The sequence below is a fragment of the Amycolatopsis sp. NPDC026612 genome, assembly GCF_040638285.1.
Lineage (GTDB): Bacteria > Actinomycetota > Actinomycetes > Mycobacteriales > Pseudonocardiaceae > Amycolatopsis.
On sequence record NZ_JBEZYB010000093.1, the window covers coordinates 15,927 to 28,273 of the forward strand.

General features: G+C 73.2%; 11 protein-coding genes. 4 read left to right on the forward strand and 7 right to left on the reverse strand.

Annotated features, from left to right (window positions below; translation table 11 throughout):
• Window positions 1–8 precede the first annotated feature (8 nt).
• From AB0F15_RS39660 to AB0F15_RS39675, 4 genes are read right to left on the reverse strand one after another with little or no spacing between them, the layout of a single operon-like run.
• Window positions 9–3,188 (reverse strand): WXG100 family type VII secretion target, encoded by a 3,180-nt coding sequence (locus tag AB0F15_RS39660; protein WP_360282062.1) that lies wholly within the window; start codon window positions 3,186–3,188, stop codon window positions 9–11.
• Window positions 3,188–3,502, reverse strand: a complete 315-nt coding sequence (locus AB0F15_RS39665; RefSeq protein ID WP_360282064.1) for a hypothetical protein — start codon at window positions 3,500–3,502, stop codon at window positions 3,188–3,190. The genes AB0F15_RS39660 and AB0F15_RS39665 overlap by 1 nt, the downstream gene beginning before the upstream one ends.
• A 1-nt stretch (window position 3,503) precedes the next feature.
• Complete coding sequence (locus AB0F15_RS39670) at window positions 3,504–3,773, reverse strand: acyl carrier protein (protein WP_360282066.1); 270 nt, start codon at window positions 3,771–3,773, stop codon at window positions 3,504–3,506.
• The gene (locus tag AB0F15_RS39675; RefSeq protein WP_360282068.1) at window positions 3,766–5,418 is read right to left on the reverse strand and encodes a fatty acyl-AMP ligase; all 1,653 of its coding nucleotides are present in this window, start codon (window positions 5,416–5,418) and stop codon (window positions 3,766–3,768) included. Before AB0F15_RS39675 ends, AB0F15_RS39670 begins: the two co-directional genes overlap by 8 nt.
• Window positions 5,419–5,488: 70 nt before the next feature.
• Here AB0F15_RS39675 and AB0F15_RS39680 point away from each other — a divergent pair, with 70 nt between their 5' ends.
• Entirely contained in the window at window positions 5,489–5,968 is a 480-nt protein-coding gene (locus AB0F15_RS39680) for a DUF2087 domain-containing protein (protein ID WP_360282070.1), read from the forward strand.
• Here the strand turns inward: AB0F15_RS39680 and AB0F15_RS39685 are convergent.
• Both AB0F15_RS39685 and AB0F15_RS39690 read right to left on the reverse strand, forming a co-directional pair.
• Entirely contained in the window at window positions 5,932–6,900 is a 969-nt protein-coding gene (locus AB0F15_RS39685; RefSeq protein ID WP_360282072.1) for a sigma-70 family RNA polymerase sigma factor, read from the reverse strand. The two genes, AB0F15_RS39680 and AB0F15_RS39685, sit on opposite strands and share 37 nt — an antisense overlap.
• 77 nt (window positions 6,901–6,977) lie before the next feature.
• On the reverse strand, window positions 6,978–7,490 hold the full coding sequence (locus AB0F15_RS39690) for a bifunctional nuclease family protein (protein ID WP_360282074.1): 513 nt from the start codon (window positions 7,488–7,490) through the stop codon (window positions 6,978–6,980).
• A gap of 161 nt (window positions 7,491–7,651) precedes the next feature.
• Between AB0F15_RS39690 and AB0F15_RS39695 the strand changes: the two genes are divergently transcribed.
• Both AB0F15_RS39695 and AB0F15_RS39700 read left to right on the forward strand, forming a co-directional pair.
• Complete coding sequence (locus tag AB0F15_RS39695) at window positions 7,652–8,125, forward strand: SRPBCC family protein (protein WP_360282076.1); 474 nt, start codon at window positions 7,652–7,654, stop codon at window positions 8,123–8,125.
• Window positions 8,126–8,206: 81 nt separating this feature from the next.
• Complete coding sequence (locus AB0F15_RS39700) at window positions 8,207–9,640, forward strand: MFS transporter (RefSeq protein ID WP_360282078.1); 1,434 nt, start codon at window positions 8,207–8,209, stop codon at window positions 9,638–9,640.
• On the opposite strand, the gene AB0F15_RS39705 is transcribed toward AB0F15_RS39700, so the two are convergent.
• A complete protein-coding gene (locus tag AB0F15_RS39705) occupies window positions 9,568–10,980 on the reverse strand; it encodes a PLP-dependent aminotransferase family protein (RefSeq protein ID WP_360282080.1) in 1,413 nt (470 codons plus the stop codon). The genes AB0F15_RS39700 and AB0F15_RS39705 overlap by 73 nt on opposite strands.
• A gap of 82 nt (window positions 10,981–11,062) precedes the next feature.
• On the opposite strand from AB0F15_RS39705, the gene AB0F15_RS39710 reads away from it, so the two are divergent.
• The gene (locus AB0F15_RS39710; protein WP_360282082.1) at window positions 11,063–12,271 is read left to right on the forward strand and encodes an MFS transporter; all 1,209 of its coding nucleotides are present in this window, start codon (window positions 11,063–11,065) and stop codon (window positions 12,269–12,271) included.
• Window positions 12,272–12,347: the final 76 nt, after the last annotated feature.

A 12,347-nucleotide genomic window follows, 5' to 3' on the forward strand; every position in this document is an offset into this window, starting at 1 on the left:
GCGTCCTCCTACCAGGTCCGGCCGGACGGCGGGTCTTCGTCGTCGTCGAGGGAGCCGAGGATCCGCCGTCCTGGCTCGCCGAGGTTGTCGAAGACGGCGCCTTCGATCCGGTAGGCGGCGCGGCGTTCGGTGTCGCCGCCCCCGCCGCCCTGGCCGCCGCCCATGGCCCCCATAGCGGGCATCCCGGACATCCCCTGGCCGGCCGGACCGGACGCGCCGGCGGGCGCGAAGGCGGCGGCGGGTTGTGGTCGGTCGGCCCCGGCACCGGTGTGGGCGCCGCCCGACATCGGCGTCTCCCCCAGCCCGGCGCCACCCGGGTCGAAGCCCGCACCCGAGAAGCCGGCCCCGCCGTGCGAGCCGCCACCGATCCCGGCCACCGACGGGCCGCCCGCGCCGCCGTGGTGCGAGCCGTCGCCGCCACCGTGCGAGCCCGGGTCGCCGGAGCCGCCGCCGGCGTGCGCGGCCGGGTCGCCGGTGTCGTGCGGCTTGAGGTCCTCGAGCGTGCCTCGGTGGGTGGGCAGGTCGTCGAGCTTCTTTTCCGGGGTGTCCCCGAGCGCGTCCGAGGGTTTGTGCTCCTCGCCGAGGGTGTAGGTCGTGGGGTTGCCCTTGCCGTCTTCGACGGTGACGACGGTCGGACCATCCGGGCCGTCGGGCCGCTCGGCGGTGATTTCGAGCTCGCCGTCCCGGATGTGGATCTTGCCGTCCGGGCCGGGGCGGTAGGGGTCGGCGTCCGTCCCTTGTGGACCATCGCCGGGCTTGGCCTCGTCGGACCAGTCGAGTTTGAAGTCCTTCGGGTGCCCGGCTCCGTCGTCGACCTTGATGTCCATCTTGCCGTCGTGATCCGGCTCGGTCATCTCGAAGGACTTGTCGCCCTGCTTGACCTTGAGGACGTCCGGATCGTCGTCGCCCTTGTCCTTGCCGTCATCTTTGCCGTCGTCGCCGAGCAGGCTGTCGGGCTTGCCGTCGTGATCGGCGTCCTCGCCCGGTTTCTCGCCATCGGTGCCGGGTTCACCGCCGCCCGAGCCGCCGGCGCCGTCGCCGGACTCCGTCTCGATGCCCGGACCGCCGAACTCCTTCGACGGATCCGCGGTCTTGCCGTCGGCCCCCGAGCCCGGGTCTGCGCCGCCGCCACCCGAACCGGAACCGCCACCGAGACCGCCGGCACCGGCACCCGACTCCGTGTCGATCCCCGGACCGCTGAACTCCTTCAACGCATCCGCAGCCTTCTTCTTCGCCGCTTCGGCGGCCTGCTCGGCCGCGGCCTTGCCGTCGTCCCCCGAGCCCGCACCCGCGTCGCCGCCACCCGGACCACCGGCACCCGCACCCGACTCCGTGTCGATCCCCGGACCGCTGAACTCCTTCAACGCATCCGCAGCCTTCTTCTTCGCAGCTTCGGCGGCCGCGGCGTCCTGGCCGTCACCGGAGGGCGGCGTCACCGAAGACGGTGCCGTGCCGTCGGAACCCGCGCCCGAGCCCGAGCCCGAGCCCGAGCCGCCGGCGCCGGACTCGGTCTGGATGCCGGGGCCGCTGAACTCCTTCAACGCGTCCGCGGCCTTCTGCTTCGCCGCCTCAGCCGCCGCCGCGGCTGCTCCGTCGTCCTGGCCGGACGGTGCGCCGGAACCACCGCCCCCGGAGCTGCCCCCGGAAGCTGTGGACCCCTCCGGGATCGGCGGCACCGAACCGCCGCCACCCGACCCGGAGCCGCTTCCCGAACCACCGCCGGAACCCTCACCGGAGCCATCGCCCGTGCTGCTCGGCAGGTCCGTCGCCGAGCCGCCACCGGATCCCGAGCCCCCGCCCGGCGCACCGGATCCCGAACTCGTGTCGGGGATCGGCGGCACCTGGCCACCGCCCCCGCCCGAGCCACCCGAACCGGAACCACCCGAACCGGAACCACCGCCGGATCCACCACTCGAGCCCGACCCGCCGGAACCGCCACTCGAGCCGGAGCCGCCCGACCCGCCCGGACCGCCGCCGGAGCCGCCGGTCGTGTCGGGACCACCGGTTCCCGCCCCACCCGGCGGGGAAGCGCTCTCGAACTCGTTGCGGATCCCGCCCATGACCTTGTCGAGCGCGTCGTAAGCCTGATCGACCAGGTCCTTCGTGTCCTTGCAGGTTTTCACGAAACCCTGGTACAGCCGGTCCCACATGTCGGGGTTGAACTGGTTCTGCACCCACTGCTTGGCCAGGTCCTGGCCGTGCTTCTTGATCTCGTCGCCGTCGCAGCAGCCCTGGTCGTTGAGCGTCTTGACCAGGTTCGTGCCGAAGTTGAGGTCCATCCAGCCCGCGATCTGGGCCAGGTCCTTCTCGTTGCCGTGCTCGCCGTTGGCGACCGCGATGACCTTCTGCGCCATCGTGTAGTCGGCCTTGCCGACCAGGTCGGTGTACATCCCGATGACGGCGTCGGCCTTGCCCTTGCACAGCTGGAACACCGTCGTGACGGTGTTCAGGGTCGCCTCGCTCGCGTTCGAAAGCGTCTGGGACAGCTTCGCCGACTTCGGCTGGATCTTCTCGCTGTAGTTGTCGGACGCGGCGTCCGCACCCGCGCCGCTCCAGGACCGGAAGAGGGTGCCCAGCTGGGCACCGGCGTCCTTTTCCGTCTGCTCCACCGTCTCCGCACCGCGCTTGAAGTGCCCGGCGTCCGCGACGAAGTCGGCGAAGCTGATCCCGCGCTGCTCGTCGAACGGCTTGCGGATGTCGTTGTCGAGGTCGAGCGCGCGGGTGTTGCCGCGGCAGTCGTCCGGGATCTTCGCCAGCAGCGACCCGAACGTCTCGAACAACTTGAGCGCGGGCGCGGCGGCGTCGAAGATCTCGTCGGAGGTCTTGGTCCCGGTGCTGCTGTCGGCCGCGGGCGGCTGGGTCGCGTCGAGCTTCGTCTTGCCCTCGTCGACGGCCTTCTTTTCCTGGTCCTCGTTGTAGCTCGCCTGGTCGCCGCTCTTCTTCGCCTTGTCGTACGCGTCCTCGACCGACGACCCGGCGAAGAGCGGGTTCGCACCGTAGGCGTGGGCGTACTTGCCCGCCTCTTCGCGCTTCTGCTTGATGTCGTCCGGCTCCTGGTCGGCCAGGAACGGCGGCGGTGGCGGGTTTTCGCGCAGCCAGCTGCTGATCAGCGCGTTCTTCTGCCCGGCCGGGACGCTCGGATCGTCCAGCACCGCCTTGACGTCGGACCACTTCTTCTTGTCCGCCATCAGAACGCTCCGGCGTTCGTGATCGCGCCGGCCTGGTTGTCTTCGTTGCTGCCGTAGCTCGTCCCGGCGGTGCCGAGGTTCGTGCCGAACGAGCCGAGCGTGCTGCTGTAGCCGGAAACCGCGGCCCACAACGCCTGTGCGCCCGCGGTGTACTTCTCCGCGTGCGTGCCGTGCGCCCGCCCGAACTTCTCCGCCGTCACCTGCGGCGTCTGCAGGTCCGGGTTGTCGTCCAGCAAGTGTTCCGCCAGGTCACCGATGGTCTTGGACGCCGCCGACAACGCCTCGGTCGTCGCGGTGTACCCCCCGCCGCTCATTTCAGCGCCTCTCCTCGGCTCCGCCGTTTTCCCGGCCGTTTTCCAGGGCCTCCGCGAGCACGCCGGCCACGGACCCCACATCGGTGAACCGGTCGAGCCGGTCCAGGTCGATCGTCACGCCGTAGTAGATCTCCAGTGCCGCCAGCAGCTTGATCCGGCCCTTCGAGTCGATGCCCAGCTCCTCCAGGGGTGCGTCGGGCTCGACGAGAGCCGGGTCGAGCCGGAAGGTGTCGCAGACGACCTTCGTGACCTCGGCGCGGTGATCACCCACGGTCGCCACCATAACGTGCCTTCGCGGCCGACCGGGCGACCTTGCCGCTCGATGTGCGCGGAAGGCCACCGGAAGGGACCAGACGTACCGTACGCAGCGTGAGGCCGTGTTCGCGGGACACCGCGCGCAGCACCGCCCGGGTCACCTCCCGGACATCGACGCCGGCACCGCCATCGGCACCGCGCGTCCACTCGGCCACCACCACCGCGCCCTCGCCGTCGTCGTCGGAGACGCCGAACGCGGCGACGCGGTCGCGGCGGATCGCGGGGTGCGCTTCCCCGGCCACCGCCTCGATGTCCTGCGGGTGGAAGTTGCGGCCGTCGATGACGATGAGGTCCTTGAGCCGTCCGGTGACGTACAGGTCGCCGCGGTGCACGACGCCGAGGTCGCCGGTGCGCAGCCAGCCGCCGGCGCCGTCGAGCGCGGCGCCGAACGCGGTGGCGTCGCCGCGGCCCCAGTAGCCGTCCGCGACGTTCGGGCCGCGCACCCAGATCTCGCCGACCTCGCCTTCGGGTTGCTCCCGTCCGTCCTGGACGATCCGGACGAGCTGCCCGACCGGACGGCCGACCGAAACGAGTTCCTGCCCGCCGTCGGTTTCGACGGCCCGGCCCTGCGCCAGGGTTTCCCGGTCGAACACCGCGCCACGCGGCCCTTCCGGCCCCGCGCTCGTGACGTACACGGTGGCTTCGGCGAGTCCGTACGACGGCCGGTGCGCCGCACGCCGGAACCCGCGTGGCCCGAAGACCTCCTGGAAGCGCTCGATCGTGCGCGGCCGGACGGGTTCGCTGCCGTTCAGCGCGATCCGCACGTCCGACAGGTCGAGGTCTTCTCCGGCGTCGGCGTCCGCGGCGAGGTCGTAGGCGAAGTTCGGCGCGGCGGTGAACACCGCGGGATAGCCCGCGAGCTGCCGCAGCCACCTCCCCGGCCGGTGCACGAACTCGGCCGGGGCCATGAACACCGACCGCGCGCCGGCGAAGACCGGCAGGCACAGCAGCTGGATCAGGCCCATGTCGTGGAAGAACGGGATCCAGCCGGCGCAGGTGGTTCCCTCGTCGACGGCGTACGCGTGGCTGCCTTGCCAGCAGGCGGCGACGATCGCGCGGTGCGGGATCACGGCGCCGGCCGGCTCGCGCGTCGATCCCGACGTGTACTGCAGGTAGGCCGGGCTCTCCGGCGCCACCGGCACCGGATCGGCGCCGGGCCCGGTGAGCTCGTCGACCACCACGACGTGCTCGTGCGCGGGCAGCGCCGCCGCCGCGGCCGACGACGTCAGCCACACCCGCGCGCCGCAGTCGGCGAGGACGCCGTCGAGGCGGCCGGCCTGCGCGGCGTTCGAGGGCGCCATCAGCGGAACGGCGACCAGACCGGCGGCCAGCGCGCCGAAGAACGCGAGCGGATAAGCGAGTTCCTGACCCGCGAGAACGGCGACGCGCTCCCCCGGCGCGGCCACCCGGCGCAGCTGCCCCGCCACCACCCGGACCCGGGCGGCGAACTCGGCCCACGTCAGCGTGTGCTCCACGCCGCGAAGGTGATCCTGGTGGGTGAACAGGGGACGCTCGTCGTCAGCGCGGGCGAACAGCCGCTCCACGATCGAGCCGCGCAGCACCGACTCGGGCACGGTCGCCGGCGCGGTCGGACGAGACACGCTGCGCAACCTACCGGCCCCCGGAAACCCGGTTCACCGCCGGGGCGGGGCGCGGGTACGGTCGAAGACCATGGCCTCCCCGGAAGCGCTGGTCTCCGCCCTCGCGGACCCGCACCGCCTGCAGTTCTTCGCCCGCATCTGCGCCGCCCCCGAGGGACTCGAAGCCGGCCGAGACACGGCCAAGCTCGCGAAACGGCTGATCGACGCCGGGCTCGTCACCGTGGCCGAAGGCCGCTACCGGGCCGTGCCGGAGGTGTTCCGCGACGCGCTGGCCAAGGCACCGGTCGATCCGCTGGACGCGCTCTTCCGCCACGGCAGGCTCGTCGCGATCCCCCACTCGGGCCGGCGGCGGCAGCTGCTGCTGGACTACCTCGCCGAGCGCTTCGAACCGGGCCGGCTGTACACCGAGCAGGACGTCCGCGAGAAGCTCACGATGGTCCACGACGACCACGCGACGCTCCGCCGCTACCTCGTCGACGAAGGTCTCCTGCAGCGCAGCAACGACGGCGGCACCTACGGCCGTCCGTCGGAAGCGCGCGCCGCCGGCTGAGTCGCGGGGAGCTCGAACAGCGCCAGGACGCCCGCATCGGCGAACACGACGTTGTGCGCCACCCGCCCGCCGCGCACGGTGAACACCTGCAGGGTGTGCAGCCGGTACTCGCCGGTGTCGTCGCGGCAGTACGCCACCAGGGCGGGCAGGCCGTTGGCGGCCGTCCGGGTCATGCGCCACTCCGGGCCGCGCATCCCGAACAGCCGCGCCAGGAACCGGCCGTAGTCGTCCCGGCCGCGGAACCACAGCGGCACCGGCGGCATCTCCAGCACGACGTCGTCGGTCAGCAAGGCGACGAGTCCGGCGACGTCGGCCCGTTCGAACGCCCGCACGTACCGGTCCAGGACCGCTTCCACGGCGGTGTCGTCCGGTTCGGGTACCTCGTCCGCCGACAGGCCGCCGAGCCCCGCGCGAGCGCGTTGCAGGGCGCTGTTGACCGCGGCCGGGGTCGTGTCGAGGAAGCCGGCCACCTCCGCCGCGCTGAACTCCAGGACGTCCCGCAGGATCAGTACCGCGCGCTGCTTCGGCGGCAGGGTCTGCATCGCCGCGAGCAACGCCAGCCGGAGTGTGCCGCGGCGGGCCAGCCGGAGGCTGGGGTCGTCTAGGCGGGCGTCCGGGAACGGCTGCAGCCAGGGGATTTCGAATGACGGCGTCAGTGGCGCGCCCGGGTCGTCGCCCGGGCCGCCGAGCCCGGACGGCAGCGGCCGCCGGGCCCGCCCTTCCAGCGCCGTGAGACAGGCGTTGGTGGCGATCCGGTAGAGCCAGGTGCGCACGGAGGCGCGGGCCGGGTCGTAGCCCGCCCACGCCTTCCAAGCGCGGACCAGGGTCTCCTGCACCAGGTCCTCGGCCTCGTGCACCGAGCCGAGCATGCGGTAGCAGTGCGCCAGCAGCTCACGCCGGTGTGGCTCGGTGCGCGTCGCGAAGTCCTGCATCGTTCTCCCGTCCGGATGGCGGCGATGGGTGTACCGGTGCCGCCGCCGGAATTCATCGCCCGCCGGGAGAACATTCTCTACAGGTCGAAGTCTTCCGGCCGCAGGTTGTCCAGTTCGTCGCGGAACCGGGCGACCTCGGCCTCGGCGTCCAGCACGTCGGCGGCCGGTCCTTCGGTCTCCTGCTCGACCTCGAGCTGCACGGCCGCGACGTCCAGCACCTCTTCGGCGACGCGGATCGGGGCGCCCTGCCGCAGGCCCAGCGCGACCGCGTCGCTCGGCCGGGCCGACACACGGGTGCCCGAGGCGAGCACGAGGTCGGCGTAGAAGATGCCGTCCCGCACCTCGGTCAGCTCGACCGCGGCGAGCCCCTGGCCGAACGCCGCGAGCACGTCGCCGAGCAGCTCGATCGTGCCCGGACGCGGCTGCGCGATCTGCTCGCGCGCCCGCACCAGGGCCTCGGCCTCGCCGTAGCCGATCATGATGGCCAGCCAGCGGCGGGCGCCTTCGGGCTCGCGCAGCAGCATCAGGGGCGCCTCACCCGGCACCGGGACGGCCATCCCCACCACTTCGATCGGGATCACGCTGACCACCGCACCCTCCGTGTCGCCGGACTCCTCCGCGCGCCAAGTACCCACAACGGCGGGTCGGCAACCCGATCCGGCCGCCCGGTTTTCCCGGACGGGCTCTTCTCGGCTGCGGACTACGCCGGGACGCCTTGCCCGGCGGCCGGAAGCGCTGTCACCGTCGGGACGTGGAACCGACGATTTCGCGCAGTGTCACCGTCCCGGCCGGCCCGGGCACGGTCTGGTCCTGGGTCACCGACCTGCCGCGGATGGGCGAGCTGAGCCCGGAGAACGTCGGCGGCCGCTGGCTGGACGGCACCGGCCCGGCCCTCGGCGCGCGGTTCCGTGGCCGCAACGTCAACGGCGAGCTGCGGTGGTGGACGCGGGTGCGGGTGGTCGCGTTCGAACCGGGCCGCCGGTTCGCCTTCGACGTGCGCACGCCGCTCGGTTCGCGGGTTTCGCGGTGGGAGTACGTGCTGACGCCGGTGCCGGGCGGCTGCGTGGTCACCGAGAACTGGTACCGCATCGGCAGCTGGCTGGTGCGGCGGTTCATGGGGCCGCGCGTCACCGGCCGCGCCGACCGGCCGGGCTACAACGTCGCCTCGATCGAGCACACCCTCGCGGCGCTGAAGGCCCGTGCGGAGGACCGCGCGGCCGCGTGATCTCTACCGCTTCGAACTGGTCAGTCTCTTGTTGAGACCCACGTTCTCCAGGTAGGTTGCTTTTTCGAACCTTGGAGGACCATGTCCGACACCGCGCCGAAGCCCGGCCTCGTGCTGCTGGTCGTCTCGACGGCCGCCTTCCTGGCCAGCCTGGACACGTTCATCGTCACGATCGCCTTCCCCGGCATCCGGGCGGCGTTCCCCGGCGACGACCTCGCCACGCTGTCGTGGGTGCTCAACGGCTACACGGTGCTCTTCGCCGCCTGCCTCGCCCCGGCCGGGCGGCTGGCCGACCGGTACGGGCGCAAGCGGCTGTTCCTGATCGGCGTCGCGGTGTTCACCCTCGCCTCGGCCGCGTGCGCGGCCGCGCCTTCGATTCCCGTGCTGATCGCGTTCCGCGCGGTGCAGGCGGTCGGCGCCGCGCTCGTCATGCCGACCTCACTGGCGCTGCTGCTGACGGCGTTCCCGCCGCACCGGCGGCCGGCGGCGGTCGGCGTCTGGGCGTCGGTGGGCGCGGCGGCCGCCGCCCTCGGCCCGCCGGTCGGCGGCCTGCTCGTCGAAGCGTCCTGGCGCTGGGTGTTCCTGGTCAACCTGCCCATCTGCGCGGTGACGCTGCTGGCTGGGCCGCGCGTGCTGCGGGAGTCGCGGGACACCGGCAGCGGCGTCCCCGACCTGCTCGGCGCGGCCGGGCTCCTGGTCGGGGTGGGCGCACTGGCCTACGCCCTGGTCGAGGCGTCCGACCACGGCTGGGGCGGGCAGCCGGTGCTCGTCGCACTGGTCGTCGCCGCGGTCGCGCTGGCCTGGGTTCCGCTGCGCTCGGCCCGGCACCCGGTGCCGGTGCTGGACCTGCCGGCGCTGCGCGTCCCGACGTTGTGGCTGGCCTGCCTGACCACCGGTGTGTTCGCCGCCGGGTTCGCCGCGATGCTGTTCGGCAACGTGCTGTTCCTGACGTCGATCTGGCACGACTCGATCCTGGTGGCCGGGCTGTCCCTGGCGCCGGGGCCGCTGGTCGTGGTCCCGGTGTCGATCCTCGGCGGCCGGTTCGTGCACCGCTTCGGACCGGGACCGGTGGTCGCCCTCGGCGGCGTCTCGTTCGGGGCGGGTGCGCTGGTCTGGTTGCTGGGCATGGGATCGGCGCCCGACTACGCGGGGTCGATGCTGCCCGGGCAGCTGCTGACGGGCCTCGGCGTCGGACTGATCCTGCCGAGCCTGTCGGGCGTGGTCGGCACGGTCCTGCCGGCGGCCCGCTGGGGCGCGGGCTCGTCGATGGTCAACACGGCCCGGCAGATCGGCACGGTCCTGGGCACGGCGGTGCTGGTCGCGGTGTTCGCCGGGACGCCGGACCTGGCCGACTTCCGCCGGGGCTGGCTGGTGGTACTGGCGACCGCGGTGGCGACGTGCGCGGGCGGCCTGCTGATCGCCGCGCGCCGGCGCACGGACCATCACGTCGAGCCCCAGGCCGCGTCCAGCACCGCGAGCCCGGCGTCGATGCTTTCGCCGGGGATCGAGCCGTAACCGAGGACCACGCCCTGCCCCGGGAATCCGCCGCACAGATCGGAAAGCGTCTGGATCGCCGCCCCGGCCCGGGCGGCGCGGGCCGCGACGGGTTCCAGGTCCGTGCCGTCCGCCGCCAGCGCGCACAGGTGCAGCCCCGCCGCCGAGGGCACCGGGCTCAGGCGGCCGGCGAAAACCCGCTCCAGGGTCGCCGTGATGCGCTCGTGGCGATCCGCGTACACCTTTGTCGCCCGGCGGAGATGGCGGGCGAACAGGCCTTCGTCGACGAACCGGGCCAGCGCGGCCTGCGCCGGCAGGTCGCCGTGCCAGCTGGACAGCTGCCGGGCGTGGTGCAGGGCCTCGCGCAGTGACGCGGGGGCGATCAGGAAACCCAGGCGCAGCATGGGAAGCAGCGTCTTCGAGAACGACCCGACGTAGGCCACCCGCCCGTCGCGGTCCAGGCTCTGCAACGGTTCCAGCGGCCGGTCGGAGAACCGGAATTCACTGTCGTAGTCGTCCTCGACGACGACCGCGCCGACGCGACCGGCCCAGGCCAGCAGCGCCGTGCGCCGGGCGAGGGACATCGCCGTGCCGAGCGGGAACTGGTGGGACGGCGTGACGTAGACGAGTTTCGTCCGCGGGGGCAGCGCGGCGACGTCGAGACCTTCGCCGTCGACCGGCACGCCGACGACCTCGGCGCCGTGCGAGGCGAAGAGCAGCTTCGCCATCCGGTAGCCCGGTTCCTCGACGGCGACGCGGTCGCCGGGCTCGAGCAGCACCCGGCACAGCAGGTCCAGGGCCTGCTGCGCGCCCTGGGTGACGAGCACGTCGTCGGCGCCGGCGCGCACCGACCGCGAGACGCCGACGTGCCGGGCGATCGCCGCGCGCAGTCCCGGGTGACCGCCGGGCTCGGCGTAGTGCGCGAACCCGGCGGCGTCGCGGAGTTCCCGCGCGAGCAGCCGCCGCCAGGTCTCGAGGGGGAACAGCGCGGCGTCGGGGATGCCGACGCGGAAGTCGAACGCCGGCGTGGGCACCAGGGCGGCGGCCGGAGGCAGGGACCGCCACACCGCTTTCGGCTGCGGTCCCCGCGCCGACGGGGCGTTGCGCGGCTTCGGGGCCGGCAGGTCCGCGCAGACGTACGTGCCGGCGCCGACGCGGCCGGCGAGGAAGCCGTCGGCGGTGAGGCGGTCGTAGGCGACGGCGACGGTGTTGCGCGAAACGGCCAGCCGCCGCGCCAGCTCCCGGGTCGGCGGCAGCCGCTCCCCCGCGCGCAGCCTGCCGTCCAGCACGGCGTCGCGCAGCTGCCGGTAGATCCGGACACTGAGGTCCCCGCGCCCGGCCAGGCTGACGTGGAAGTCCATCGGGGAAAGCCTACATTGGCCCAATTCAAATGCTCGGAATTGGATCTGGGATCGGGCCAAAGCCGGCCCTAACGTTCTGGCCATGACAGTGCTCCTCGAACGTCCGCAGACCCGGCGGCCCGGCCGCCTGCTCGCCGCCGCCCAGCTGGCAGGCTCGCTCGGCGACGGCGCGTTCCTCACCTGCTCGGTGCTGTTCTTCACGCGGATCGCCGGGCTGACCCCGGCGCAGGTGGGACTGGGTCTCACCGTCGGCTGGGCGGTCGGCTCGGTCGCGGGCGTGCCGCTCGGGCGGCTCGCCGACCGCCACGGCGCCCGCGGCTCGGCGGTACTGCTGGCCCTGGCGACGGGCACGTCGATCCTCGCCTTCCTCCTCGTGCGCTCGCCGCTGGCGTTCGCTCTCGCCGCCTGCCTCTACGGCACCTGCCAGACCGGGCTCGCCGCCGTCCGCCAGGCGCTGCTGGCCACGCTCGCCGATCCGGCGAGCCGGACGCGCGTCCGGGCGCACCTGCAGTCCGCGGGCAACGCCGGGCTCGCCGTCGGCGCCGGGCTGGGCGGCCTCGCGCTCTCGGCCGACACGGCTTCGGCGTACCTGACGGTCTTCGTGCTCGACGCGGTGACCTTCGTGGTGACCGCGGCGCTGCTGCACGCCCTCCCGGCGGTCCCGCGGACGTCGTCCCCGCACCCGGGCGCGTCGAAGTCGGCGGTGCTGCGCGACCGGCCGTACGCGCTGGTGACGCTGCTCAACGCGATCCTGCTGCTGCGCATGCCGCTGCTGAGCGTCGCGATCCCGCTGTGGATCGTCGAACGCACGGCGGCGCCGGGCTGGACGGTATCGGCGTTGTTCGTCCTCAACACGGTCGTGGTGGTGCTGTTCCAGGTCCGCGTCGCGGGGCGGCTGGCGAGCATCGGCTCGGCGGCGCGGATGGTCCGCCGGTCGGGCGTGCTGCTCTTCGTCTCGTGCCTGGCGTTCGCGCTTTCGGCGCTGGGGACGTCACCGGCGGTGGCGTTCGGGGTGCTCGTCGCCGGCGCGCTGGTGCAGGTGCTCGGCGAGATGCTCCAGTCGGCGGGCTCGTGGGAGATCGGCTTCGCGCTGGCCCCGGCCGGCAAGCAGGGCGAGTACCAGGGGTTTTTCGGCAGCGGGACGTCAGTGGCCCGGGCGATCGGCCCGGTGGTGCTCAGCACGGTGGTGGTCGGCTGGGGCGCCCCGGGGTGGCTGCTGATGGGCGCGGTGTTCCTGGCCGCGGGCTGGGCGATGGGCCCGGCGGTCCGCTGGGCGGCCGCCACCCGCTGAACCCGAGCGCCCCAATGTGGCCTTCGGTGCGTTGAACGCACCGAAGGCCACATAGGGTGCGTTGTACGCAACCAAG

Bases quoted from the DNA above. Each gene is read 5' to 3' on its own strand.
- AB0F15_RS39680 (WP_360282070.1), top strand. From the start codon at position 5,489: ATGGCCTCCCCGGAAGCGCTGGTCTCCGCCCTCGCGGACCCGCACCGC.
- AB0F15_RS39700 (WP_360282078.1), top strand. From the start codon at position 8,207: ATGTCCGACACCGCGCCGAAGCCCGGCCTCGTGCTGCTGGTCGTCTCG.
- AB0F15_RS39710 (WP_360282082.1), top strand. From the start codon at position 11,063: ATGACAGTGCTCCTCGAACGTCCGCAGACCCGGCGGCCCGGCCGCCTG.
- AB0F15_RS39665 (WP_360282064.1), bottom strand. From the start codon at position 3,502: ATGAGCGGCGGGGGGTACACCGCGACGACCGAGGCGTTGTCGGCGGCG.
- AB0F15_RS39685 (WP_360282072.1), bottom strand. From the start codon at position 6,900: ATGCAGGACTTCGCGACGCGCACCGAGCCACACCGGCGTGAGCTGCTG.
- AB0F15_RS39660 (WP_360282062.1), bottom strand. From the start codon at position 3,188: ATGGCGGACAAGAAGAAGTGGTCCGACGTCAAGGCGGTGCTGGACGAT.
- AB0F15_RS39705 (WP_360282080.1), bottom strand. From the start codon at position 10,980: ATGGACTTCCACGTCAGCCTGGCCGGGCGCGGGGACCTCAGTGTCCGG.